A 26,475-nucleotide genomic window follows, 5' to 3' on the forward strand; every position below is an offset into this window, starting at 1 on the left:
ACGGCAGGCAAAAGGCATGGGCAGTCTTCTCATGGTGACCGATAGCGTAGTTGGTCATGAATGTGAAGCCACGGCCATCAGCGAATATCATTAAAGTCTGAACCTGATGACCCTAATATGGCAAGGTTAAGGCGCAAAGATATTCCGCTTGACGCTTTTCCATTGGTGTTGCCCAAAATCGCCGTTTCGTCGCGCTCATAGACGACTTCGACCCAGGTGCAGTCGTCACGATAAATGGCGCTGATTTCAGACCGACGCCAGGAATCGGTTTTCAGATCGCGGTTGATCCGCATCGACGCACCCCAGTTCTTGGTGAAGAAATGGCGGGCGTAAAGCTGAACATCCTCGTAGCGGTTACCTTCAAAACTCGTAACTACCGTGTTGGTCGTGTTCCATTGGACGGCGGTGTTGTCGACGATGTAGCGAACCGTGGCGACCGTGTTGGGGCGGTTGACAGTAAAGCCGACTTCGCCGCGGCGGATGCCACCGTCCTCAGAATCCAGACGCAGCTTGGAATAACCGTAATAGCCGCCGTCGCCGGTTTTGAAGTCAGAGGTCACCACCCAGTCAGATGAGGTTTTGGCAAGGCCCGACGGATCGTAAGACACTTTGACGCCTGCGGGAGAGGTGGCGGTCAAAAGATAAGTGTCTTCGACTTCGTTGCGGAAGGTGCGCCCGACCAGGGTTTTGAGGGTGGTGCCACTATCAAGCTGAACCTGAGCCTTTAGGCCAAGGCTGGCGCGGGCACCGCCTTCGTAAAGGTCATAACCCGGTGATTTATTGGCCTTGAACAGGGTGGTTTCGTCATATTCAAAAACCTGACTATCCTCATTAGGGATCAGGCTCGACGATTTGGATTTGGGTGACACCGCCAGTTGGGCGATCGGCGTCAGCACCACGTCAAAGCCATCGAATTTACGAATCATCGGGTAGCTGAGGTCGAGACCGGCGGTCGCCAGACTGCGCGAAACATTGGCGCTGCTGCCGGTCGAATCAAGGCCGTCGATGCGGTATTGATCATGGCGTGCCGACAGGAAGGGGGCGGCCTTTATGCCATGGTTGGTCACGAAATCCCGGCGCCATTCCGCCCCCAGTGTCAGACGGGCCGAATCGTAACCGTTAGTGCCGTCGGAATCGTCAGGCGCAATCGGATCGCCAACATAATCTTCGCGGAACAGGGCCACGCCGGATGCGTTGAACTTGAAGCGGCCACCGGCGAATTCGTTGATCGGGTTCCACTGAGCCTCGATCACGGGGGCCACCAGCGGATAGCGCTTGTTTGAGCCTGCCACCGGTCGGTTGCTGGAGGTACCAATGTCCTGCAAGGCGGCAATGCGCAGGTTCTGGAAGGTCGCCATGGTCGCCGATAAAAACGCGGTATCAGTCTGACGGGTCAGGTTGACCTGACTGATGAGCTGACGCGATCCAGGCGTAAAGACGCCGCGATATTCGTAGACATCACCGACCTTATAGCGTTCAAAGAAGTTCGCGCTGCCGGAATCGGACACGCGCTCAGCCGTGAAGCTCCAGCGCCAGTCCGGGTTAATCTTGAAGGCACCGTCCGCCAGAATGTAAGAGCGGTCGGCTTTCTCACCCCACTTATTGCCGTAGTTATCGAAGAAGGCCTCACGAGTGTAACCGGCGCGGACCGTGACATCGCCGGAATAGAACCGCCGCCGCCAGGTCGTGTTCAGCAGCGGGGCCACTTTTTCATTGAACTGCGGCGAGATAACCAGGTCCTGATAGGGAGAAATGACCCACAGATAGGGCTGCTCATAGGACATACCGCGCCGTTGTGACGAGCCGATCTTGGGCATCAACAGGCCTGATGAGGCCTTAGCGCTGGGGTCGGCGTGCCACAGGATCGGGGTATAAAACAGCGGTACGCCGCGCATCTTGAAGATGGCGTTTTTATAGATCACGACGTTGCGTTTTTTATTTTGAATGATTTCGCCGGCCTGAAACGACCAGGTCGGTCCCTTGGTGGGCTCACCGGGCTTCACGCAGATTTCACACGGCGTATAAAGCGCGTTGTTTAGGACGTTGGTGTCCTCATCGCGTCGTTCGACCCGCTCAGCAAATATCTTGGTATTGTCGGGCTGGACCGAGGCGAAATTGGTGCCATAACCGGCGGTCAGGTCTTCGTTGACCTCCAGTGTGTCGGCATATTGGGTCGAGCCATCAGGATTGATCATGACGGCATTACCCCGCGCCAGGGTCTTACCCGTCGTTTTGTCGTAGCGCACTTCGTCAGCACGGATGATACGGCCATGATGGCGGACTTCGACATTGCCTCGGGCGACGATGACATTTTCGCTTTCAGTCACCACTTCGTCGGCCTCGACATAGGCCCCGTCCTGCGGCAGGCCGTCTTCGCCAACAACATAGGGTTCAGCCGGTGTGGTCACGGGACGCTCAGACGGTGCGCTTTTCAGCAGCGGGGAGGCTTCCGGCGTTGCGACGTTCTGAGCGTTGGCGGTGCTGCCCAGCACACCCGCCGCCAGCAGCGGGCTTATGCCAACCGTCAGGAAATAAACGAATTTTTTCAGCGCGGGCTTGTGCATGTCGGACGCTAAGGCGTTACCTTTCAGGCTGTCGGCGCGGCGCTTAAAGACGCGAAAGGCCGTGGAATTACGGATACTCGGCATAGAGAAATATGATCAACAGGAACTTAATATTTAAAGCGCAAAGCGTGACAAGGCAATATGGCCTGATTACGGCAGCTTATCCGTCTTCAGTGTAAACCAGCAACGACATGGCCGCCAGAAGGGCAATAATCGGGGTCGCCCAGCCCGCCATAAACGCTGGAATGACTTCGGCCTTACCCATGGCTGAGCAAAGCTGGTTAAAGAAAAAGACTGCAAACCCCAGACTGACGCCGTATATCGCCAGTTTCGCCATACCACCCAAACGCATCAGCCGCAGCGAAAACACCGCCCCCAGCGCGGACATGGCCGCAAACATCAGCGGTGTCGCCAGCAATTGATGCAGCCTCAGACGATACGACGTGGCAGAAAAGCCTGAGCGTTCAATCTCGGCAATAGTGGGCGCCAGCGACCAGAACGGTGTCGATTGGGCGGAGATATATTTCTCAAACGCCGTCTGTGGGTTCAAATTAGAATCGATCGACAAGACATTGTAAAACAAGGCAGGTTCCCCCGCTGAGGCTTCGCGGGCGTTCTTTAGGTCCCACATGCCGGGGCGCAGAATGGCTTCGCGGGCATCGATGCGCTTGGTGAAGCTGGGCACGCCGGTCGAGTCAATATTATAGACCCAGAAGGTCGCATCAATCAGGTGGCCGATGCTTTTTTGTGAGGCTGCCCGGATAACGGTCTGGGTCTTACCCTCAGTATCGCCTTGACGCAGATAAATGTCGCCTTCTCTGGCCATGGCGGTGCCTTCGATACGGGCGCGCACCCGCTCATAGTTATCGGACAAATATGTCGCCAACGGATTAAGCGCGGTAACCGTAATCACGCCGATCATGAAGGCGGTGACCGATGCCGGGGTCACGAACCGCCAGGCTGACATGCCGGCGGCCCGCATGGCGATCAGTTCTGAGCGGCGGTTCAGGTTCACAAAGGCGGCCAAGGTGCCAAACAAAAAGGCGAACGGCAGCAGAACCAAGATGACATTGGGTGATTTCAGCAGCATCAGGCCCAAAATCTGAAGGCTCGATAATTCCGTTCTGACGCCGAGAGATTTTGAAATTTCCACAAAATCGATCAGGAAAATAATGCTGGAAATTACCGCCAGCGCGACACCCGCCATGATGATGCAGCGCATCATGACGTAGTTTTCCAGTCGCCCGCGCTTAATGGGGTTAAGGTAGCGCAGCCAGTTCATGCCGATCATGCCCGTACTCATCGCGATTGGCCTCCCGATGAAAGCGGTGTTAGTTCAAACAGTTGTATTGATGACTTAGTACCCTTGACCCGGTCGTTTTTATAAATCGCTTTGGCGCACAGGAAGATCAACGTCAGCGGTATTACATATTGCATGAAGTTCATGCCCGCTGAATTATTGCAGGCGGCTTCAACCCCAAAGCCCAATATACGCACCCCGGCGGCAATGGATGAGACGATCATAATCCGCTTGGTGTAGCCTGAGCGGCTGAACCGGCCACCCAAGACCCCTAGGGTCGCCAGCAGGACAAAGGCGATATTGTAGAGCGGCGAGGCGAGGCGGCTGTGACCTTCAGCAAACAGCTTTTTCCAGTTACCGCGTTCCCAGCCCATCGCCATGTTGGGATAAAATAATTCGTGCATCCAGCGGTCAGATTCCTTGTAATGCAGGAAATCATCTGAAGAGAAATAGTTCGTGATATCAAACGCATATTCTTCGAACGTCAGGTGGTTCAACACACCTTTGTCCGAGACCTGCTGCATCGAGCCTTTGCGCATGACAAGGCTTGAGGTGCCGTCTTTGCGCAGGATGCGGCCCTCCTTGGCGCTGTAGGTGCGGTCCATGCCGTCGCCGCCGGGGGTGCGGATAAATATCTGGCGCAGCAGCCCGTTCTGGTCGATGCGCTGCACATAGATGGTCAGACCCGACTGTGTGGTCGAGAAATCGCCTTCCCGGATCAGGGATGACGCCAGATCGGTTTTGACATTGTAAAGCTCCTGCCGCATCAGGCGCGAGGCGGCGGGTTGAATAAACAGATTCATCGCCAGACTCAGCATGGTGATATAGACGCCGAGGCGTAAGATCGGCGAGGCGATCCGCCACAGGCTCATGCCAGAGGCATAGCACGCTACGATTTCATGCTCATTATGCAGCCGGTTGAGCGACACCAGTGTGCCGACGAAAATCGCGATCGGAAATACCAGGCTGGTAAGCTGAGGTAGGGCCAGAAAGCTGATTTTCAACAGCACCCACGCGCTTTGCCCCCGCTCAACGATGACGTCGAGCTGGTTGAGGCTTTGCGACAACATAGCCACCGCCGTGAGCGCCAGAATGGCGGCGATCACAGGGAACCTTAGTTGACGGGAAATGTACCGTTCAACGGTGCGCATCGGGTGGGGATATCCGGATAAAATGTTTGATGAGACTAAAAGCTTTAAAACAGACGCTTTTTTGACGACTTCGGACACTAATATCAAGCTGAAAACCAAAAAACGCACCCAAAACCTGAGCTTGCCTGATTATCGTCAGGTAAGGAGCATTTATGCACGAAAAAACACTTAACCTTTGCGGGCGTTTGTGGGCATAAACCCTCACATAAGGGTGTTAGAGCGCAGATGCCGCGCTGTTTTACGCCCAGATTCTGGATACCGGAGTACATATAATGCACATTCAACTGGCCACCCAATATCCCGAAAACCATGCCTTGGCCGTGCTGATCGGTGATGGCGATGCGCTGAGCGCCGGGGCTGAAAAACTTAATACTATCTCTTCGGGCTATATTCTGGGCAGTCTGAAAAAGCTCGGTTTCAAATCCGCCAAAGGCAAGGTGCAGATTTTAAGTGCCCTGCCGGATCAACCCTACACGGCGCTGGCCGTACTGGCGGCGGGCGATCTGGCGGGCCTCAAGGGGGCTGATGTTGAGTCGGTGGTCGCCAGCCTTTATCACGCCACCAAATCGGCGGGCTTTGCGGATCTGGCGATTGATATGGGTGGTTTTCCGGCTGAGCAGGTCGCCCATGCCATGTTTGCCCTGACTCTGGCCAGCTACCGGTTTGATAAATATTTTGGTGCCGCCAAGCTTGAAAAGGCCCCGACACTTAAATCTGTGACCCTGATCTGTGATGATGTGGCCGAAGTTGAGGCCGCCTTTGCGCCGCTGAAAGCCATTGCTGACGGTGTGATTGTAGCGCGTGATCTGGTCTCGGAGCCCGCCAATGTGCTTTACCCGCAATCCTATGCTGACCGCATCAAGGGCTTTGAAGCTCTGGGCCTGAAGGTTGAAGTGCTGGGTGAAGAGGAGATGACAAAGCTCGGTATGTTCTCGCTTTTGGGCGTGGGTTTAGGCTCGCGCAAAGAGTCTAAGCTGGTGGTCATGCAATGGCTGGGCGCGGACGACAAAGCCGCTCAACCGGTGGCTTTTGTCGGCAAGGGCGTCACCTTCGATACCGGCGGCATTTCGATCAAGCCCGCCGAAGGCATGGAAGACATGAAGTGGGACATGGGCGGATCGGCCACGGTCGTCGGCACTATGGTAGCACTTGCTGGCCGCAAGGCCAAGGTCAATGCGATCGGGGTCGTAGGCCTTGTCGAAAACATGCCGGATGGCAATGCCCAGCGCCCCGGCGATGTGGTCACGGCCATGTCCGGCACGACCATTGAGGTCATCAATACCGATGCCGAAGGCCGCCTCGTTCTGGCTGATGCGCTGTGGTATACTCAGGATCGCTTCAAACCGCAGTTCATGATTGATCTGGCGACTTTGACAGGGGCTATGATCATAGCCTTGGGCATGGATTATGCCGGTGTTTTCAGCAATAACGATGATTTAGCTGAGAAAATAGCTGAGGCGTCGAAGTCGGTGTCGGAAAACACCTGGCGGATGCCATTGCCGACCCAGTATGAAAAGCAAATCGATTCCAAGATCGCCGACATTCGTAATATCGGCGGGCGTCCGGGCGGTTCGATTACCGCGGCTCTGTTCCTGCAACGCTTCGTCAATAATGTACCGTGGGCGCACCTCGATATCGCGCCGACCGCCTGGACCAATGAACAGCGCCTGCCGACCGTGCCGGAAGGCGCCACCGGCTGGGGTGTCCGCACGCTCGATGCGCTGGTTAAGGCGCATTACGAAGTCTAATTAATGACAGAAGTTTGGTTCTATCATCTGGAAACCACGGCGCTTAAGGCGGCGCTGCCCGATTTGCTGGAAAAAACCTTGCAACGCGGGTGGCGCGCCTATGTGTTGGGGCAGGATGATGATCTGCTGGAGGAACTGAACACGCACCTGTGGGCGTACCGCGATGAGGCGTTTCTTGGCCACGGTCTGGAAACCGCAGAGTTCGCGGATCGTCAGCCGATTTTACTGGGTAAGTCAGGTGGCCGGGCCAACAAGGCTGAGGTATTATTTTCGGTCACGCCCGACGATCTGCCGGACTTGACGGCATATCAGCGCTGCCTGATTGTGTTTGAAGGCCGCGATGACGCCCATATCGGGTGGGCGCGGGCGCAGTGGAAGCAGTTGAAAACGCAGAATTTTGACATGGCCTACTGGAAACAGAATGATCTGGGCCGCTGGGAGAAGATGCAATGACACTCAAACTGAAAATCATTATGACTGCGGCGGCATTTGCGTTGGTGTCCTGTGCCAGTCCGTCACCTGCGCCGGCTCCCGCACCTGTGCCCAACCAGACCATGAAGCCGATCCCTAATCCGCCTGAGTCTAAACCGGAGCGTCCGCGCGCCAATAATGATGATCAGTGTGGCGCCAAGCCGCTACAGTATCTGATCGGTAAGCCGCGTACCGAAATACCGGTGCCCGTCCACCCTTCAAAGCGCCGTGTGCTGTGTTCAACCTGTGCCGCGACCATGGATTACCGTGAAGACCGTCAGACGATTACCTTTGATGTGAATACCGGGATCATCCAATCCATACGCTGCGGGTAAAATTTTCATCTTTGACCCATTAGGGCGTCGGTCTCGCTTGCGGGTATTTTGAATACCCGCGGGCGCTTACCTCCTGCTACTGGGCTCAAAGCTGTCAATTTTACAGTCAGTATTAAATTCCCGCTTCGGCCTTGGCGGTTTCATAGGTTTCGGCGGCGATCATCCATTTGGATTCTAACGCCACCATATCTTCTTCGAGCTTAGCTTTTTCTTTTCCGTAAGATATGGCCTTGGCCTGATCTTTTACATAAAGATCGGCATCACCCAGCTTAAGATCCAGCAGCTTGATTTTATTGCTGATGGTCTCAATCTGGCGCTCCAGCTCATCGGCAGTTTTCTTGAGCGGGGCGATGGCATTGCGGGCGGCCGCGGCGGCTTTACGCGCGTCTTTTGAATTGACCCCGGCCTGTTTTTTCTCAACCGGTTCATCGCCTTGCGTGGCGGTTTTGGCGCGCTCAATGACTAGCTTGGAATATTCATCCATCGTCCCGGTATAGGGCTTTACTGTACCGTCATTGACCAGCCACAGCCGGTCAGCAACCATTTCGATCAGCGAGCGGTCGTGGGTGATGATCAACACAGCGCCTTCGTAGTCGTTAAGCGCCTCTAACAACGCGCGGCGCGAATCGATATCCAGGTGGTTGGTCGGCTCATCGAGGATCAGCAGGTGCGGGGCATCCATCGCCACCATATTCAGCAGCAGGCGGGCGCGTTCACCCCCGGACAGATCCTTACACTTGGTCTCAACCTTGTCGACGCGCATACCGAATGAGCCCAATCGCGCACGTCGCTTGGATTCTGTCTCATCCGGTCTCGCACGGCGCATCATCTCCAGTGGCGTGTCTTCGGGATCAAGCGCTTCGATCTGATGCTGATGGAACCAGCCGACGGTCAGGCGACGGTCACGCCAGTGGGTGCCGTGCTTTTCTTTCAACGCGCCGGCGATCATCTTGGCGAAGGTCGATTTACCGGCGCCATTGACGCCCAAAATACCGATCCGGTCATCGAGATCGAGCCGCAGGGTAATATCGCGCAGGATGATTTTGTCATCATAGCCGACGCTGACCTCTTCCAGGCGCAGGATTGGCGGCGCCAGCGGTTTTTCCGGCGAAGGCAGAATGAACGGGGCGACCCGATCCTCAATCGTATCGGCAATCGGCGGCAGTTTTTCCAGCCGCTTCATGCGCGACTGGGCCTGCGCAGCCTTTGACGCCTTGGCGCGGAAACGATCCACAAAGCTTTGCAGATGGGCGCGTTCGGCTTCCTGCTTGACGCGGCTGGCGGCTTGCAGGCGGGCTTTTTCGGCGCGCATCCGCTCGAAATCGTCATAGCCGCCGGTATAAAGTTCGAGCTTTTGACCGGCGACATGGACGATGGCATCGACGGATTCGTTCAACAGGTCGCGGTCGTGGGAAATGATCAGGGCCGCATTGGGATAGCGTTTCAGACGCGCCTCAAGCCACAGGGCACCTTCGAGATCGAGATAGTTGGTCGGCTCATCTAGCAGCAGCAGATCGGGCTCGGCCAGCAGCGCCCCGGCAAGGGCCGCCCGCATTCGCCAGCCACCTGAGAAGGCTGCGATTGGGCGCGTCAGATCGGCGGTCGAAAAGCCCAGCCCCGCCAGAATTTCCGCGGCCCGCGACGGCGCACGATCGGCGCTAACCGCATAAAGATCGGCGTGAATTTCAGCCTGATGGATCGGGTCGGCGGTTTCCAGCGCTTTCAGCAGGTTTTCGCGACGGGTATCGATCGACAAAACTGCATCAATCAGATGCTGCGGGGAGGCGGCCATTTCCTGCTCAACGGATGCCACGCGCCAGGCCTTGGGCGTGGTGATGTCACCGCCGCCGGCCTGATAATGACCCTGGATCAGCTTAAACAGGGTCGATTTGCCCACGCCGTTCAATCCCACCAGACCGGCCTTGGTCCCCGGCGTCAGGGTCAGGGTAGCGCCGTCAAAAAAACGGCGCCCGTAGGCGTCAAAAGTCAGGTTAGTGATCTGCAACATAAAACGGATACTTAAACAGGTTATAGGGCTTGGCGAACGAGGCTTGCATCGCTATAAGCCACGCAATTCTAAACGCCAAACGAATTTGGCCCAAAACGGAACCTACATATGTCACGCACCTTTTCTATCCTTAAGCCCGACGCCACCCGCCGCAACCTGACCGGCAAGATCAACGCCGTCATCGAAGAGGCTGGTCTGCGCATTGTGGCGCAAAAGCGCGTTAAGCTGTCGACGGCTCAGGCTGAAGCTTTCTACGGCGTGCACAAAGAGCGTCCGTTCTTTGGTGAACTGGTCGGTCAAATGACGGCGGAACCGGTTGTGGTTCAAGTTCTGGAAGCTGACGACGCTGTGCCAAAGTACCGCGAAGTCATGGGCGCCACCAACCCTGAGCAGGCCGCTGACGGCACGATCCGCAAGCTGTTTGCTCTGTCGATTGGTGAAAACTCGGTCCACGGTTCGGATTCGGATGAGAACGCCGCGATTGAAATCGCGCAGTTCTTTACGGACGCTGAAATCGTTGGCTAATAGTTCCAGGGTTTGGGGCCAATGGCCCCAAGACTTGTCTATTCAATAAAAAACCCCTGCCAAAGTGGCAGGGGTTTTTTATTGAACAAATTAAGGTTTGTGGGGTCACAGACCCCACGCCCCGGAACTATTTCCCCGTCAATTCCGCCAGCAGCGCCTTACGGTCATAAACCGTCTTTAACGCCTCCGCGATGGCCGAAGACGACACCACGACCGTGCGGTTGACCGTCCCGTCATAGTAATAGGCCCCGCCCAAAGAGTGGATATTGCCGTCAAACGCCGCCCCAATCACTTCGCCCTTAGCGTTGATGACCGGAGAACCGGAATTGCCGCCGATGATGTCATTGGTGGTCACATAGTTGAATACCTTAGACTTATCGACCTTGGGCTCGGCCGCTTTCCATGATGCTGCCAGTTCATAAGGCTCAAGTCCGGTGGCGCGCTCATAGAGCCCCGCGATATCGGTAAACGGCGTCACCTTAACCCCGCGATGCTCCCAGCCGGTGACCTTGCCGTAGGACAGGCGAAGCGAGAAGGTCGCGTCCGGATAGGTCGAAGTACCGTAAGCCTTGAAACGGATCTTGGCGATTTTTTCTGACGCAATGCGGGTCGGGCCGGTCACACGCGCTTCATATTGCTTGCGAATGGCAAGTGCTTCGTCGTCGATTTTCAGCGCCCATTGGATCATAGGGTCATCAGACGCATGAACCGCGGCCAAGCCGCCATCCATCAGTTGTTTGCGATAGGCAATATCGGTCAGTTTTGTGCCATCAATCAGGCGCTTGGCCAGAGCCTCTGGCGATTCCTTACCCAGCAAAAGCTTGGTCACAGGTGAATCGGCGGTCAGATATTCGCGGGCTTTCAACAGACGGAACTCAAGCTGAATCTGATCGAGCGGCTTTTCAACCGGCGAGGGGTTAAGCAAGCGCTTTTCCAGCGCGGGCAGGCGGGTGTCGGCAAACTCCGGCAGGCGTTCAGTTGACGGTTTTGGCTTTTCCTTGGCCAGGCGTACAATCGTGCGGGCCGTGGCAAACAAGGACGAACTGGTCGGTGCAGACTCCAGGAAAAAATACGGGAAATAGAGATCGCCCACCTCTTTTTGAGCCGCAGCAATATCGGCCCACGGATCACCAAAGGCGGCCTTGTCCTCAGCCGTCATGCCAGCCTTCAACGCGGCTTCCTCGGCGCGCTTGGCATCCATCACGGCAGGGTTATTCAGAGCCAGTTGCTGGCCGTAAAAGACCTTGAAACCGTTCTCAAGCGAGGTCAGGACATCTGTGCCGATGCGCTTGTTTTCCGGGCTTTGGGCCATGAACTGAATGATCCGCCCGCGCAGTTCCGAACGCTGAAGCTGAGATACCGGAATCATCAGATCGCGGTTGGTCTCAAGCTGGGCCACCGTCATCAGGCGTTGGGTTGATCCCGGATTGCCCGCGACGAAGGTGACATCATTTTCCTTGGGCGCATTCGGGTTAAATTTCAGGTGGTTCGGCGTTTTAACGACCTTGCCGTTTTCATAGACGCGCAGAAACGCGGCATCAAGGTTATAGCGCGGGAAGTTGAAATTATCCGGATCGCCGCCGAAGAAGCCGGACTTATATTCCGGATAGAACACCAGCCGCACGTCTGAATAGCGGCGGTACTTATAGAGCTTATATTCGCCGCCTTGATAAAAGCTGATGACCTGACAGCGAATGGTCTGATCGGTGCCGCACCCGGCTTTTTCCAGTTCCGACGCCTTGGCGTTCATCGCTTTGACGAAGGCCTCGCCGGTCAGGCCTGTCGTTGCGGCGTTGATCTCTTTGGTCACGTCGCTGATGCCGGTCAGGATTTCCGCTGATTGACCGGGGCAGGTCTTTTCTTCGGTGCGGGCCGCGGTGAAAAAGCCGTTCTGGGTATAGTCATTTTCAGGCGATGACAAATCCTGCGCGCAAGCGATGACGCAGTGAGCATTGGTCAGCACCAGCCCTTCGGAGGAAACGACTGAGGCCGAACAGTTCGATAACCGTACGGCGGCTGACTGGATGTGATTAAGCCATTTGGCGTCGATCTTGGTGCCGTAGGTTTCATTGACCTTAGCGGCAGGGAAGTTGTCGAAGGTCCACATGCCTTCTTCGGCCTGCGCACCAGAGGCGGCCATGAGGGTGAAGGCGGTGGTGGCGGCAAGCGCCAGCTTAAATCGAGCCATTATCAGCAGTCCATGCAGTTACAATTGCCAGAATTGATACCGAATGTGCCGCGTGTGGCAACCGCTTTATGTTAATTATGAAACTTTTTTAACAAGCGCGGAGATTAACCCGCATAGACGCGGCGCACGGCGGCGGGGTACAGCTTATGCTCCTCGATCAGCACGCGGGCGGCCAGATCATCGGGTGTGTCGCCCTTAAGGATCGGCACCTGTGCCTGAAGGATGATATCGCCGTCATCCACGCCTTCGGATACCCAGTGAACTGTGCAGCCACCAAAGCCGTCACCGGCGGCAATGGCGCGTTCATGGGTGTGCAGACCCTTATATTTCGGCAGCAGAGACGGGTGGATATTGATCATCTTACCCGCCCATTGCCCGACCAGATAAGGCGTCAGGATGCGCATATAGCCAGCCAGACAGATCAGTTCGATGCCCGCGGCTTTGAGAGCTGTATCAATCTCGCGCTCATGAGCTTCGCGGTCCTTGCCGTAGGGCTTATGATCGACAGCCAGCGTGGCAATGCCTTGGGATTCCGCCCACTCAAGACCCGCCGCCATCGGATCGTTGGACACCACCAGCGTAAACTCGATCGGAAAATCGGCGGCGCGTGAGGCTTCGACCAGCGCCATCATGTTAGAGCCGCGACCGGAAATAAAGATCGCGGCTTTGGGCTTCGAGGTCATTTACGCGTCCGCCAGTTGACCGCAGACAAAGGCATCTTCACCGGCATTCAACAGGGCCGCCAAAACCGCATCGGCATTGGCTGGGTCGACATAAAGCACAAACCCGATACCGCAGTTGAAGGTCCGCAGCATCTCATGATGCTCGATGCCGCCGGTTTCCATCAGCCAGCTAAAGACCGGCGGGAACCCCCATGAGCTATAATCAAAATCGGCCACCAAACCTTCGCGGATAGCGCGACCGGGGTTCTCAATCAGGCCGCCGCCGGTAATGTGCGCGCCGCCCTTGATCAGGCCCGCTTTCATCAGGGGCAGGACGGATTTGATATAGATTTTGGTCGGCTCCAGCAGGGCCTGCGCCAGTGTCAGGTCCTTGGCGAACGGGGCCGGAGACGACCACGACAGACCAGCCACCTCAATGACCTTGCGCACCAGCGAGTAACCGTTGGAGTGCGGGCCTGATGAGCCCAGGGCGATGATGACATCTCCGGCTTTTTGGGTGTCAAGCTTTGGCAAAACCTTATCACGATCGACCGCGCCGACGCTGAAACCGGCCAGATCATAATCGTTTTCGCCGTACATGCCGGGCATTTCCGCCGTCTCACCACCGACCAGCGCACAGCCCGCGCGCTTGCAGCCTTCAGCGATACCGGCCACCACACGGCGGGCGGTATCGACATCGAGTTTAGACGTGGCGTAATAATCAAGGAACATCAGCGGTTCCGCACCCTGCGCCAGCAGGTCGTTAACGCACATGGCGACAAGGTCGATGCCGACCGTATCATGGCGGTGGGTTTCGATGGCGATCTTAAGCTTGGTACCGACGCCATCGGTGGTTGTCACCAGCAAAGGATCATCGTAACCGGCAGCTTTCAGGTCGAACAAGGCGCCAAATCCGCCCAGACTGGCTTCGGCACCAGAGCGGCGCGTGGCCTTAGCCAGAGGCTTGATGGCGTCGACAAGGGCTTCGCCTGCATCAATATCCACGCCCGACTGTGCGTATGTAAGACCGTTCGTGTGTGTCTTATTCGCCGGTTCCGACATAAAAACTTACCTTCGATTCTATTATAGGGCTTGCCTAAAGCCCATTGCGGTTTGCTATAGCTACAAAATGAGTCCAATTACAAACACTGATGAGCTTATTAGCTTCTGTGAGCTGATTTCCAAAGCGCCATTTATCACGGTTGATACCGAATTTATGCGCGAAACCACCTATTGGCCGAAGCTGTGCCTGATTCAGGCGGCCAGTGCCGATCATGCCGCGATCATTGATCCGCTGGCGAAAGACCTGGACCTTCAGCCGTTTCTGGATGTGCTGGCCAATCCGAACATACTCAAAGTGTTTCACGCCTGCCGTCAGGACATTGAAATCTTTTATAATCTGGGTGTTTTGCCAGCCCCTGTGTTTGATACACAGGTGGCAGCCATGGCGGCAGGGTATGGCGATCAGGTCGCTTATGATTCGCTGGTGCGGCAGGTGTTAAAGGTCGAAATCGACAAGGGGTCGCGCTTTACCGACTGGTCGCGCCGCCCCTTAAGTGAGCAGCAACTGACCTATGCGCTAGGCGATGTCACCCATCTGGCCAAGGTCTACCCCAAGCTCAAAACGTCACTGGAAAAGGTTGAGCGATTCGAATGGGTGTCTGAGGAAATGAAGGGTCTGATCGATCCGTCACTCTATAATACCGATCCGCTCGATGCATGGAAGCGGTTGCGGCCACGTAAATCGTCATCCAAATATCTGGCGGTGTTTGCTCAGACGGCGGCGTGGCGGGAACGCACAGCGCAGGAGCGGGATCAGCCGCGTGGTCGTATTCTGAAAGACGAGGGCATTGACGAAATCGCCACCCAACTGCCGACCGATCCGGCGGCCTTTGACCGGATGCGCTCGACCCCCAAAGGCTTTGGCGCGTCGAAATTCGGGGTTGAGCTGATCGAGATCATTCAGGCGGCGATCAAAGAGCCTGAAAAATTCGCGCCCAAGATGGATAAGTCGGCCCCTCCGGTTCAGGTGCCCGCGTCGGTGGTGGAGTTGCTCAAAGTCCTGCTTCGCATCCGCTGCGAAGAAGAAGGCGTGGCCCCGAAGCTTATCGCGACCGTTGCCGAACTTGAAAAGATCGCGCTGGATGACAATGCCGATGTGCCGTCCCTGCAAGGGTGGCGTCGCAAGGTGTTTGGTGAAGATGCGTTGCGGCTTAAGCGCGGTGAACTGGCGCTGGTGCTCAATGGTCCCAAGGTCGAACTGGTCGAACTGGATTAGTAGCTCTCGGTGCGCAGGCTTAGTTTCAGCGCGTTCGCCAGAGCGCGGGCGCGTTTGCGGGTTTGTTCGCCCAGCAGCAGGTCATCCCAGCCGGCCTTAGCGCTGACGATCAGGGTTTTGTCGTCTTGACGAATATGCGCCATTTTCAACAGCGTAGCTGATTTGGCGGACAGATCGCATCCGAGTCTTAAGGTAAGGCCCAGTTGGGTAGCCTGAAGATGGCGTTCATCGCCCAGTATCCGGCTGACCAGTACCGGCTCCTTAGTGTAGGCATCACCGCTGTAGCGGGTGTAGAGCGCGCAGGCCAGAAAGACACGCTCGGCGTGGTTTTGGCCGGGGATAGGGGCGCGCAGCACCTGATCGCAGACCAGATCGGCGCGGTGGTCCGGATGCAGGCGCGCGCCAATATCAGCCAGTTTGGCCGCCGCCTTGATTAGCTTTTCCGAGGGGCGGTCGACATCGACGCTGTCGTAAAATTCGGTGGCCCAGGCCGCCAGAGCGGGGCCTAAATTTTCGCTGATGCCGTGGCGGGCGCCGAAATTGGCGCACCCTTCGATCAGCGGATCAAGGCTTTTATAGGCATAGGGCAGGTCATCAAACAACAGACCTTCGCGCAGACCATTGGCCGAGAAACAGATGGTTTCAATCTCAAAGCACTCAATCAGCCCTTGAAGCACCAGCGCGGCATAGGAGATATTTTCCATGCGCCGTTTGGAAACGCCGGGGAATTTCTCAAGCGATGTGGGGGACTGAATGGCCACCAGACGGGCAATGGTCAGGGCGTCACGGGCGGACAGTTCAAACTGCTGAACAATCTGAAGCGGATAATTGACCTTCATCATCCAGATCAGGGCCAGATTGCGCCACGCCCCGCCCACCGCATGAAAGGTTTTGGCTCTGAATTGCGATCTTAGGGGATCAAGCTGGGCGCGGATAAGGGCGTAAGTTTTTTCCACATCCATCGGCTTGGGCGCCCCAAGCGCAAACGGCCCCAGCGGCAGGGTCAGGCCCTTAAAGGTCGATTGCGGATCAAGATTGATCAGCTCAAGGCTGGAGCCCCCCAGATCACCAACAAAACCCTCGGCCTCCAACTGGCCGCAGCGCACACCCTGACCCGCATAATGGGCCTCTTCGCGACCGGACAGCGTGCGGATTTTAAAGCCGGTCAGGCGCTCAATCTCATGGGCAAATTCAGGGCCATCGGCGGCGTCACGCATGGCAGCGGTGGCGACCACATGAACCTTTGATAGCGTATAGGATTCCAGAATGGCCTTGAAGCGTCTCAGGGCAATCAGCGTATCCTTCTTGCCCTGCGGATGCAGACATTCTGTCTGGCGCAGGTCACGACCCAGCCCGGCCAAAATCTTTTCGTTAAACAACGGCCAGATCGAACGGCCTTCGATCCGGTAGATGACCAGACGAACGGAGTTCGAGCCGATGTCGATAACGGCGGTGTTATGATTATTTTCTGGAACCAACATGATCAAAGGCTTGAGGCAAGTCCTTAACCCCGCGACCGCGCCCCGATAGTGAAGGGTTGGTCATGAAATAATCGTGAGCCGAGAAGGGGTTATCGAGGTGACTTACATCTATGCGTTTATAGCTGCCGTCAATAGCTAATTGCCAGCTCTGGGCTTCGTCATTGAAGTTGGCGACCATAATCTGATCCAGAACCTGACGGTGAACCGTCGGGTTTTCAACCGGGATCAGCACTTCGACACGACGATCGAGATTACGGCTCATCCAGTCAGCGGAGGATATAAACACTCGCGCCTGATCGGACGGCATGGCGTGACCATTGGCAAAGCAGACAATGCGGGTATGCTCCAGGAACCGGCCCACAATTGATTTGACGCGGATGTTTTCGGAATAACCCTTCACCCCCGGCCGCAGGCAGCAGATGCCGCGCACGATCAGATCAACCTGAACCCCGGCCTGCGAGGCCTGATATAGCTTTTTGATGATGACAGGATCGACCAGCGAATTGAGCTTGGCCCAGATTTGTGCGGGCTTACCCGCGCGCGAATTGGCGATTTCCTGATCAATCAGGCTGACAAGGCCTTGTTTTAGAGTCACCGGCGAGAAATAGAGCTTATCCATCTTGTCCGGGCGGGCATAGCCGGTGATGAAGTTGAACACCCGCATGGCGTCGCGACCCAGGGCTGGATCGGCGCTAAACAGCGACAGGTCGGTATAGATCTTGGCCGTGATGGGGTGGTAATTTCCGGTGCCGAAGTGACAATAGGTGCGCAGAGACTCACCTTCGCGGCGGACCACGACCGACAGCTTGGCATGGGTCTTATATTCCACAAACCCGTAGACGACATGCACGCCCGCCCGTTCCATAGCGCGTGCCCAGCGCATATTGGCTTCTTCGTCAAAGCGGGCCTTGATTTCGACCAGAGCCGTGACGTTTTTGCCTTGCTCAGCCGCCTCAATCAGGGCCGCGACAATGGGGCTGTCTTTTGAGGTTCGGTAGAGGGTCTGCTTGATGGCGATGACATTCGGGTCACGCGCGGCTTGCCGCAGGAACTGCACGACCGCGTCAAAGCTTTCAAACGGGTGGTGAACCAGAATGTCTTTTTCGCGGATGGCGGAAAAGACATCGCCGCCATTGTCACGAATACGCTCAGGGAAGCGCGGCTCATATGGTTTGAATTTCAGATCGTTGCGGTCGGCGGGGATAAGTTGCGACAGTTCCGACATCCCAAGGATGCCTTTGACCACCACCACATGTTCCGGTTCGGCATGAAGCTGCTCAATGATAAATTCGCGCAGGTCTTCGGGCATGTTGGCGTTGATCTTGACACGCACGACCGAGCCCAGACGGCGCTGTTTCAAAAGCGCTTCGAACTCCCGCACCAGATCCTCAGCTTCTTCTTCCATTTCGATGTCGGAGTCGCGGATGATGCGGAACACACCGCGGGCGTGGATATCAAAGCCCGGAAACAGCTTATCCAGAAACAGCAGCACCAGCCCTTCGAGGGTGATGAACTTGCGCTTGACCGGGCCGGTGCCGCGTCGCGCGGCGGCCGTGCCGATCTCCCAGAAGCGTTTGACCTGCGTCGGTATCGGCACCAGCGCGTACATGGCCTTATTGTCCGATCGGCGCGTCAGTTTGATGGCGATCGAAAAGCCAAGGTTCGGGATAAATGGAAACGGGTGGGCCGGGTCGATCGCCAGAGGCGTCAGAACCGGGAAGACCTGATTATCAAACTGGGTCTCAAGCCAGGCGGCATCCGTTTTATTGATTTCGCGGTGGTCAATCAGAGCCACACCGGCATGGGTCATCTCTTCACGCAGGCGCGACCAGATCAGTTGCTGCTTGGCCATCAGGTCAAACGCGGCCTTATTGACCATTTCAAGCTGTTCAGCCGGGGTGTGGCCATCCTGCGACATGACGCGCACGCCTTCGCGCACCTGCCCCTGAAGGCCCGCGACGCGTACCATGAAAAATTCATCGAGGTTGTTGGCCGAAATCGACAAAAACCTTAAGCGCTCCAGCAGCGGGTGGCGCGGGTTCTCAGCCTCTTCGATCACCCTCTGATTAAAGGCCAGCCACGACAGTTCGCGGTTGATATAAAGCTCATAACCCAGTGGATCGTCGCTGTTGAGGTCAACGCTTAAGGTATCATCGGTCCCAAGGGGTTCGATGTCCGCAGGCATAACCGGCGCTGCGGCCTGCGCGCGTGCGGGTGTCTGGGGTTTTTGAACGAGTTCTGCGTCAGACATCTATGGAACCTTAAAGGGTAAAACAGCGCTTATGGTGTAAATTAAAAGTCATCCTGATCAGTTAACCAAGACAAATTTTCGCTTTTTTCGAGAAAATCTTTGGCCAAAGTGCGGGTAAAGGCGCGGCCATTGGCATAATCTTCGATTTCTGTGACGATTTTTTGGGCCTTGGGTACAGAGCGTTCCATCCGTCGGCTGATATAATCAAAAAAATCCGCTGAGGGCGTAATAGCATGATGGGCGAACAGTTTTTTCAAAACCCCGCTCAGTATCACTTCATCCGGCTCCGGAATATCGACGACCCGCATGGCCTTTAGCCGCGACGCCAGATCGGGCAGGGCGGTTTGCCAGTTCAAAGGATGGGTTTTCGACAACAATACTAACGGCTGCGCGGTCTGAAGGCTGTGGTTAAACAGGTGGAACAACAACTCTTCGTCGGCCTGTTCGGCATCATCTACAGCGACGGCGCATTCAGGCAGGCTTGAGGGTTCCATATATTGAGTCTCAAGCGCGCTCAGAAACTGCCCATGATTGATATCGGCGAATATGTGGCCCAGATGCGTTTTACCACTGCCGGAGGGGCCAATAAGTATCAGATGTGGGTTGATCCAGTCTTTGGGCGTGCGCAACAGATCGATCAAACCCTGATTGGTTTCCGACACAATCAGGTCGGTCAGGCCGTAGCTTTCGGGCCGCTCAAGCTTCAGGGGAATCTGGTGGGACATGGTTGGCTAGAGTTTAGAGCGCTGCGGTGGCGGAGGCAATGGCCGTGCGCCTGTTGATAACGGGGAAAACGGGTAGGGCCGTTATTTCGTGCCGTACATCCGGTCGCCGGCATCGCCCAGGCCCGGCACGATGTAGCCCTTATCGTTCAGGTGACTGTCGATGGCAGCGGTAAACACCGGCACGTCCGGATGGGCGGTGGTAAAGTGACGAATACCTTCGGGGGCGGCCAGCAGGCATAGAAACCGGATGTTCCGTGCCCCGCGGGCCTTGAGTTGGGAGGTAGCGGCAATGGATGAATTGCCGGTGGCCAGCATTGGATCGACCACGATCACTAGCCGCTCAGAAATATCTTCGGGTGCCTTAAAGTAATACTCAACCGCCTCAAGCGTATCGTGGTCGCGGTACACGCCGATATGGGCCACGCGCGCGGACGGGACCAGATCGAGCATCCCTTCAAGCAGCCCATTTCCGGCCCTAAGAATTGAGGCAAACACTAGCTTTTTACCGGCAATTACGGGTGCCTGCATTGCGGCGACCGGCGTCTCAATCGCTTCCAGCGTCATGTTCAGGTCGCGGGTAATCTCATAGCACATCAGGGTCGAAATTTCGCGAAGCAATTGCCGGAACACCGCCGTCGGAGTGTCTTTGCGCCGCATCAGCGTGAGTTTGTGCTGCACCAGCGGGTGATCAATCAGGGTAACATCAGCCATAGCGGTCTCCTTTGCACAAAGACTAGCACGACGGATCGTCTGCGGCATCGCTAATGTGCGCAAGGGTGAGCGTGCATTAAGGCTTGACAATTCAAGGCGGGTCATGTCCCTACGGCCCTCATAATTTTGTCAGAAACGACCGCTTTTTTCAGAGTTTTCCATGCACATCTACCGCTCACATACCTGCGGCGCCCTGCGCGCCACCGATGATCAGGCCGCTGTTCGTCTTTCGGGCTGGGTTCACCGCAAGCGCGATCATGGGGGCTTGCTGTTCATCGATTTGCGCGACCATTACGGCCTGACGCAATTGGTGTTCGATCCGGCGACACCGGGCTTTGATAAGGTCGAACGCGTGCGCGCCGAAAGCGTCATTCGCATCGACGGCAAGGTCGTGAAGCGCACCAGCGATACCATCAATGCTAACCTGCCGACCGGCGAAGTCGAAGTGCAGGTCACATCGGTTGAAATCCTGAGTGAGGCTGCCGAACTGCCGCTGCCGGTGTTTGGTGAGCCGGAATACCCCGAAGAAATCCGCCTGAAAAACCGCTTCCTCGACCTGCGTCGTGAGACCCTGCATAAGAACATTGTGTTGCGCTCGCGCGTGATCCAGTCGATCCGCAACCGCATGGTCGAGCAGGGCTTTCTTGAGTACCAGACCCCGATCCTAACGGCCTCATCGCCGGAAGGGGCGCGTGACTTCCTGGTGCCGTCGCGTATGCACCCCGGCAAGTTCTACGCCCTGCCGCAAGCGCCGCAGCAGTTCAAGCAGTTGCTGATGGTGTCGGGCTTTGACCGCTATTTCCAGATTGCGCCTTGCTTCCGTGACGAAGACCTGCGCGCTGACCGTTCTTTGGAATTCTACCAACTCGACGTTGAGATGAGTTTTGTGACGCAGGAAGATGTGTTCGCGGCCATTGAGCCGCTGATGCACGGCCTGTTTACCGAGTTTGGCGAAGGTAAGCGCGTATCAAACTATCCATTCCAGCGCATCCCGTATCGTGAATCGATCGCCAAATATGGTTCCGATAAGCCGGACCTGCGCAACCCCATCGAGATGCAGGACGTGTCCGAGCATTTCCGAGGTTCGGGCTTTAAGGTGTTTGCGTCGATCCTAGAGGCTGATGCTAAAAACAAGGTCTGGGCAATTCCGGCTAAGACCGGTGGTTCGCGGGCGTTTTGCGACCGAATGAACTCATGGGCGCAGGGCGAGGGCCAAAAGGGTCTGGGCTATATCTTCTGGCGCACGCCGGAAGGGGCGTCTGAGGGCATTGAACCGTCGGGCCCGGTGGCTAAGAACATTGGCGACGAGCGTACCGAAGCTCTGCGTGGCCAATTGGGCCTTGACGCGGGTGACGCGGTATTCTTTGTCGCGGGTAACCCGGACGAGTTCTATAAGTTTGCAGGGTTGGCGCGGACCAAGGTCGGCACGGATTTAGGGCTGGTTGACGAAGATCAGTTCCGTTTCTGCTGGATCGTTGATTTTCCGATGTTTGAGTGGAATGACGATGAAAAGAAGGTCGATTTCTCGCACAACCCGTTCTCGATGCCGCAGGGCGAGATGGAGGCTTTGCTCACCAAAGACCCGCTCGATATCCTCGCGTATCAATATGACATCGTCTGTAACGGTTATGAACTGTGCTCAGGGGCGATCCGTAACCACAAGCAGGACATCATGCTTAAGGCGTTTGAGATCGCGGGCTATGACGAAGCGTTTGTCGAAGCGCAGTTCGGCGGGATGCTCAATGCGTTTAAATATGGCGCACCTCCGCACGGCGGTCTGGCACCGGGTATCGACCGTATCGTGATGCTGCTGGCCGGCCAGACGGCAATCCGCGAAATCATCGCCTTCCCGCTGAATCAGCAGGGGCAGGACGTGATGATGTCGGCCCCTTCGGAAGCGCTTGATAAGCAGTTGAAGGAATTGTCGATCCGGACGGCGTTGCCGATCAAGGTTAGCTAACTTATGGGGTTTGGGGCCAATGGCCCCAAGTCTTCTAATTCAATAAAAAACCCGGTCATATTGACCGGGTTTTTTATTGAAACAGCAGGTTTGTGGGGTCACAGACCCCACGCCCCGTAAATCAGCATACCGGGATGCGCAAACCCCGCGGCAATTGCGTTTCGCGATCCCCACACGCGCCGTCAAGCTGACGCTGTGTTAGGCCACGCGCGGAAGACATCTCAGCACCGGAAAAGTTCACGCCCGTCAGAGTGGCGCCTGAGAAGTTCGCGCCCTCAAGATAGGCCCCCACAAAGGTCGCATTGGTCAGGTTGGCCTTGGCGAAATTAGCATTAGAGAACAACGCGCCAAAGCCGTTCAGATCACGCAGATCGCCACCCGCAAACGACGTGCGGTTAAACGACCCCAGGCTTAAGTCCGCTTGACGCAAACGCGCCCCGGCGAAGTTCTTGCCCTTAAGCTCACGATTGCTGAAATCGGCCTGAAACAGGTTGCAGCCCGCGCACGATGTTCCGCTTTGGGCCCTCCCGATCTGACCGGCATTTTGTGCGGCGACGGGGGAAGCGAGTACGGCCATAACTGCCAATAGCGACAACAAGCGTTTCATCTTAAGACACCTCAATCTGTTTCGTCGTGACTAAGCAAGACCGGTGCCAAAAATCAACTGTCAGGCGGTAAATCCATGCCGATATCATCATTTGACGCTTTTTTGGCGAAGGGTATGACCACCAGATTATCGGTATTGGCCCCGCGCGCAAAACCTTTGGATATCAACTGAGATGCGCGGATGCCTTCGGAGTCGTTGGTCTGTTCCCCGTCCCCCAGACCATCGGCATTGAGCGCATCCGGATCAGCATTGGCAAGGTCCGTGCGATCAAGGTACGAAATCGCCAGTTCCCGGAACAGATAATCCAGAATGGAGGTCGATGATTTGATGGAGTCATTGCCGCTGACCGGGCCGGCCGGTTCAAAACGGGTGAACACGAACGCATCGACAAATTCATCGAGCGGCACGCCGTACTGCAGGCCGATAGATACGGCGATGGCGAAATTGTTCATCATTGAACGGAAGGCAGCGCCTTCCTTATGCATGTCGATGAAGATTTCCCCGACGCTGCCATCGTCATATTCACCGGTGTGCAGATAGACCTTATGGCCGCCAACCGAAGCTTTCTGGATATAGCCCTTACGACGATCAGGCAGCTTTTGGCGCGAGCGGTCACGTTCAACGATCTTTTCCACCACCTTTGCCTGCGCAGGTTCCGGTTGTGGGCGGGCCTCAAGCAGATTACGCTTAGGCGCATCCTCAATGACCGGAATATCGAGATGGAAATCATCCGGCGGCGTGGTCGGTTGCAGGCTTATGGCGCGCAAATCCATATTGGCCGCCATCGACAACAGTTTCAGGCTGTCGGGCAGGTTCTGGCCAAACGGAATATGGATGCGCGCGGCCGACGGCGCGCTTGAGAAACTCTCAAGCTTTTGTCGCATCAATAGCCGCGCCTTTAAACCGGGGGCCGTAAAGATGGCACGCTGGTTTTCGGTTAAGTTGTCAAAATCAGCTAATGTTTGATGACCAAAGATGAAGGCTTCGGCTTCGGCGATTTGCGCGGCGGTAAAGCCCATAACGGTTAACAGGTTATAGTCAGGACTTAAAATGTCCTCATCGCTGACGCCCCAGATGTCGCGCACGAAATCCTTATCGATAGTGTTGAAAACGTCGGTCAGGTTACGGGCGGTCAGAAGTGCCGCCTCAAGCCGCCCAATCTCAAAATCGGTCAAACCCCGCGCCTTAAGCTGGGGCGGCGACAGATAGGGCGCCTCAAACAGGGAGCGTGCCCCCAAAACATGCCGACGCGCATCGGCCAATGACGCACCCGCCCGTATCAGGCCCGCGATGGTGGCCTCAGACAGGGTTTCAATAATCTCACCGTCTTCGGTTTCCAGTACCGACGTCAGACCCGAAAGTGGCTGATCATGCAGGCTAACCCCCAGTCGCAACGTCAGTTCCGGATCGTCAAACAGGGCCGTGGTCTGAGCGTGGCGCAAACCTGATTTCTTGGCCGTTTTCAACGCGTCCTGAATGAGCGTCAGACTATGGGCCTTAAGGTCCGCGTGGCCCTTTAGGCTGGAAATTCGATAGATTTGCTGCGACAGGCTATGTAAAATCTGGTCTTTATCCGCGCTGAAGGTCTTATAGGCCCCATGCGATGTGGCCAGTTGCGCCGATATGTATAGACTTTGGGCTTGCATGGCGGCCATCAGACCTGCGGCAAAATCAAGCCCATCCGCATCTGCAGGACTGAGGTTCAAAGCCATCAATAACTCAGACACCCCGCCGATCGTCAGGGCCAGAGGGCGGTCAAAGCAACGCCTCAGCGCGTGGTCCTCGGTCGCACTGAAAGCGGTGGCGGTTTCGATATCAAGCGCTAGGGTCCACAACGCCACGCACTGACTAAAGGCGGTAGCGTCAAAGCCCTTATCCGCATCGTAAAAACCGAACACATTAATCGCGGCCTTGGGCGCGAGCGCCTGTCCGGCCAAGGCTTGCGCATCCAACGGATCAAAGGTCAGATATAACTGCCCGGTTTCCTGAGCGACCTGCGCCGCCAGACGCGCGGACGGATCACCGGCCGCGATCAGGGCGCGTGAAGCCAGAGCGATTTTGGGTTCATGCGGGGGGGAATTGGCGTCGATGGTCTGCTGCGACCAAGGCGGCAAAACGGCATCAGTGGCGGCATTTTGCGCCGATTGAATGGTCAGTGAGATCAAATGATCGCTGGCGCCGAGCTTACGCGCGGCCTGGGCGGCGCGGGCCAGGGCCGGATTATGGCGCAGGCTTGTGCGGTGGTCACCTTCGGCGCGGGCGATGGCGGTGGTAATCTCGTTCAGCGCGTCGTGTAAATGGGTGCGGGTGGTGCGTGAAATCTGGTCTGAGCGATAGGCTATCAAAAACTGGCGCAGATCACGGTCGCAGGCCGGATCATCTAGTTGCCAAAACTTGGTCTCAGGCGGTTCCGGCACACGGTCACCGGCCAATGGGTGGATGCGATGACCGCTTTTCAGGGATAAGGCTGGCGCGGCATAGCCCAGCAGGATGCTGGCGCGCAGTTCACGCAGGAAATGGGCCGCGCTTTGGGAATCTTCGAAATAACCCAGCGCATAGCCCCAGGCCGTCAGACGCTGCGCATACCGCTCGACCGCGCCACCCAACGCCAGATCGAACGGATCGTCATGAACGATGCGGTGATCGATATCGGGGGCCAGTTGCGGCTGATCTTCGGGCAGGATATCGGCCCAGTCCAGCCACGCCTCCAGGCGGACGTTTGACCAGTCGCGCGGCGCTAAAATTTCATCGTAACCGTCGGGCCGTTCGATAAAGCGGTCTTCGAGACTGATGTCATAGATCAGGCGGTTGGAAAAATCCGACTCTAAGCGCATGGCGTCGTGTCCCGTTCAATGTGGGCTAGGGGGTAATCTTAGGGCTGCATTAACCACTTATCAATAAATGTAGTTGGTTTGGTGCTTATATCCACAATATATTGATCGGGTGAGCGGGTGTGGATAATTGTGGCCACCGGCGCGATGTTAGGAAATTTCAGGGACTGTGGCTTTACCTCGGCATCGGGGATCACTATAGTAACTGCAAGTTTTTATGATCTGCCGGGTCTGTGATTCACGGGTGTGAATGGGGATTTTCGGATCAGTTACAGGATGTTTGCCGTGTTAGCTAATATGTTTACCTGGTGGAGCAGTGCTACAATCGGAACCTTATGGACGATTGGCCGTCTGGGCAAATTTGTCGGTTCCGATGAGTTCGGCAACAAATACTACGAAGCCCGCGACACCAAGGAAAGCTATGGCGACAAAAAGCGCCGGTTCGTGATCTACAAAGGCTATGCCGATGCCTCAAAAATTCCACCCGATTGGCACGGCTGGATGCACTATGTCTACGATACGCCGCCGTCGGATACGCCGCTGCCGCGTAAAAGCTGGGAGCAGCCGCATTTGCCGAACATGAGCGGCACACCCTTGGCGCAATACCCAAAGGGCTCGCTCAACGCGCAGACCGAACGTCAGAAATCGACCGGCGATTACGAAGCCTGGAAACCGTAGG

The 26,475-nt window shown here is 56.2% G+C and carries 20 protein-coding genes; 7 read left to right on the forward strand and 13 right to left on the reverse strand.

The genetic code is table 11. The features are described 5' to 3' along the window. Window positions 1-77 precede the first annotated feature (77 nt). The 3 genes from OVA03_RS01735 to lptF form a co-directional block, all read right to left on the reverse strand. Window positions 78-2,648, reverse strand: a complete 2,571-nt coding sequence (locus OVA03_RS01735; RefSeq protein ID WP_267526506.1) for an LPS-assembly protein LptD — start codon at window positions 2,646-2,648, stop codon at window positions 78-80. 76 nt (window positions 2,649-2,724) lie between these two features. Then, window positions 2,725-3,867, reverse strand: coding sequence for an LptF/LptG family permease (locus tag OVA03_RS01740; protein WP_267526507.1), 1,143 nt, complete (start codon window positions 3,865-3,867; stop codon window positions 2,725-2,727). After that, window positions 3,864-5,015: an LPS export ABC transporter permease LptF gene (gene lptF, locus OVA03_RS01745; RefSeq protein ID WP_267526508.1), complete on the reverse strand. Its 1,152-nt coding sequence runs from the start codon at window positions 5,013-5,015 to the stop codon at window positions 3,864-3,866. Before lptF ends, OVA03_RS01740 begins: the two co-directional genes overlap by 4 nt. A 272-nt stretch (window positions 5,016-5,287) precedes the next feature. Here lptF and OVA03_RS01750 point away from each other — a divergent pair, with 272 nt between their 5' ends. Genes OVA03_RS01750 through OVA03_RS01760 form a run of 3 tightly spaced genes read left to right on the forward strand, consistent with a single transcriptional unit; the run spans window position 5,288 to window position 7,569 of the window. Then, window positions 5,288-6,763, forward strand: coding sequence for a leucyl aminopeptidase (locus tag OVA03_RS01750; RefSeq protein WP_267526509.1), 1,476 nt, complete (start codon window positions 5,288-5,290; stop codon window positions 6,761-6,763). A 3-nt stretch (window positions 6,764-6,766) separates the two neighbouring features. Further along, window positions 6,767-7,216: a DNA polymerase III subunit chi gene (locus OVA03_RS01755; protein WP_267526510.1), complete on the forward strand. Its 450-nt coding sequence runs from the start codon at window positions 6,767-6,769 to the stop codon at window positions 7,214-7,216. Further along, a complete protein-coding gene (locus OVA03_RS01760; protein WP_267526511.1) occupies window positions 7,213-7,569 on the forward strand; it encodes a proteinase inhibitor i78 in 357 nt (118 codons plus the stop codon). Before OVA03_RS01755 ends, OVA03_RS01760 begins: the two co-directional genes overlap by 4 nt. Window positions 7,570-7,681: 112 nt before the next feature. On the opposite strand, the gene OVA03_RS01765 is transcribed toward OVA03_RS01760, so the two are convergent. Next, window positions 7,682-9,577, reverse strand: a complete 1,896-nt coding sequence (locus OVA03_RS01765; protein WP_267526512.1) for an ABC-F family ATP-binding cassette domain-containing protein — start codon at window positions 9,575-9,577, stop codon at window positions 7,682-7,684. A 108-nt stretch (window positions 9,578-9,685) separates the two neighbouring features. On the opposite strand from OVA03_RS01765, the gene ndk reads away from it, so the two are divergent. Next, window positions 9,686-10,102, forward strand: a complete 417-nt coding sequence (ndk, locus tag OVA03_RS01770; RefSeq protein ID WP_267526513.1) for a nucleoside-diphosphate kinase — start codon at window positions 9,686-9,688, stop codon at window positions 10,100-10,102. Window positions 10,103-10,229: 127 nt separating this feature from the next. Here ndk and OVA03_RS01775 read toward each other — a convergent pair whose 3' ends face one another. The 3 genes from OVA03_RS01775 to purM all read right to left on the reverse strand — a co-directional run bounded on the left by OVA03_RS01775 (window position 10,230) and on the right by purM (window position 14,014). Then, the gene (locus OVA03_RS01775) at window positions 10,230-12,290 is read right to left on the reverse strand and encodes a S46 family peptidase (protein WP_267526514.1); all 2,061 of its coding nucleotides are present in this window, start codon (window positions 12,288-12,290) and stop codon (window positions 10,230-10,232) included. A gap of 104 nt (window positions 12,291-12,394) precedes the next feature. After that, window positions 12,395-12,973, reverse strand: coding sequence for a phosphoribosylglycinamide formyltransferase (gene purN, locus OVA03_RS01780; RefSeq protein WP_267526515.1), 579 nt, complete (start codon window positions 12,971-12,973; stop codon window positions 12,395-12,397). Beyond that, window positions 12,974-14,014, reverse strand: coding sequence for a phosphoribosylformylglycinamidine cyclo-ligase (gene purM / locus OVA03_RS01785; RefSeq protein ID WP_267526516.1), 1,041 nt, complete (start codon window positions 14,012-14,014; stop codon window positions 12,974-12,976). 67 nt (window positions 14,015-14,081) lie between these two features. On the opposite strand from purM, the gene rnd reads away from it, so the two are divergent. After that, window positions 14,082-15,230 carry a ribonuclease D gene (gene rnd / locus OVA03_RS01790; protein ID WP_267526517.1) on the forward strand — a complete coding sequence of 383 codons (1,149 nt, stop codon included), beginning with the start codon at window positions 14,082-14,084 and terminating at the stop codon, window positions 15,228-15,230. Here the strand turns inward: rnd and OVA03_RS01795 are convergent. The 4 genes from OVA03_RS01795 to upp all read right to left on the reverse strand — a co-directional run bounded on the left by OVA03_RS01795 (window position 15,227) and on the right by upp (window position 20,398). After that, window positions 15,227-16,711 (reverse strand): Ppx/GppA family phosphatase, encoded by a 1,485-nt coding sequence (locus OVA03_RS01795; RefSeq protein ID WP_267526518.1) that lies wholly within the window; start codon window positions 16,709-16,711, stop codon window positions 15,227-15,229. The two genes, rnd and OVA03_RS01795, sit on opposite strands and share 4 nt — an antisense overlap. Beyond that, a complete protein-coding gene (locus OVA03_RS01800; RefSeq protein ID WP_267527757.1) occupies window positions 16,692-18,896 on the reverse strand; it encodes an RNA degradosome polyphosphate kinase in 2,205 nt (734 codons plus the stop codon). Before OVA03_RS01800 ends, OVA03_RS01795 begins: the two co-directional genes overlap by 20 nt. Before the next feature lie 107 nt (window positions 18,897-19,003). Further along, window positions 19,004-19,687 carry a DnaA ATPase domain-containing protein gene (locus OVA03_RS01805; RefSeq protein WP_267526519.1) on the reverse strand — a complete coding sequence of 228 codons (684 nt, stop codon included), beginning with the start codon at window positions 19,685-19,687 and terminating at the stop codon, window positions 19,004-19,006. Window positions 19,688-19,768: 81 nt separating this feature from the next. Then, on the reverse strand, window positions 19,769-20,398 hold the full coding sequence (gene upp / locus OVA03_RS01810; protein ID WP_267526520.1) for a uracil phosphoribosyltransferase: 630 nt from the start codon (window positions 20,396-20,398) through the stop codon (window positions 19,769-19,771). Window positions 20,399-20,558: 160 nt separating this feature from the next. On the opposite strand from upp, the gene aspS reads away from it, so the two are divergent. Further along, window positions 20,559-22,358 (forward strand): aspartate--tRNA ligase, encoded by a 1,800-nt coding sequence (gene aspS / locus OVA03_RS01815; protein WP_267526521.1) that lies wholly within the window; start codon window positions 20,559-20,561, stop codon window positions 22,356-22,358. A gap of 121 nt (window positions 22,359-22,479) precedes the next feature. On the opposite strand, the gene OVA03_RS01820 is transcribed toward aspS, so the two are convergent. Beyond that, window positions 22,480-22,965, reverse strand: coding sequence for a pentapeptide repeat-containing protein (locus OVA03_RS01820; RefSeq protein WP_267526522.1), 486 nt, complete (start codon window positions 22,963-22,965; stop codon window positions 22,480-22,482). Between the two features lie 53 nt (window positions 22,966-23,018). Next, window positions 23,019-25,799 carry a ribonucleoside-diphosphate reductase gene (locus tag OVA03_RS01825; RefSeq protein ID WP_267526523.1) on the reverse strand — a complete coding sequence of 927 codons (2,781 nt, stop codon included), beginning with the start codon at window positions 25,797-25,799 and terminating at the stop codon, window positions 23,019-23,021. Window positions 25,800-26,072: 273 nt separating this feature from the next. Here OVA03_RS01825 and OVA03_RS01830 point away from each other — a divergent pair, with 273 nt between their 5' ends. Further along, complete coding sequence (locus tag OVA03_RS01830; protein WP_420710457.1) at window positions 26,073-26,474, forward strand: NADH:ubiquinone oxidoreductase subunit NDUFA12; 402 nt, start codon at window positions 26,073-26,075, stop codon at window positions 26,472-26,474. The last annotated feature ends 1 nt before the right edge of the window (window position 26,475 follow it).

The organism is Asticcacaulis sp. SL142, from assembly GCF_026625745.1.
Lineage (GTDB): Bacteria > Pseudomonadota > Alphaproteobacteria > Caulobacterales > Caulobacteraceae > Asticcacaulis.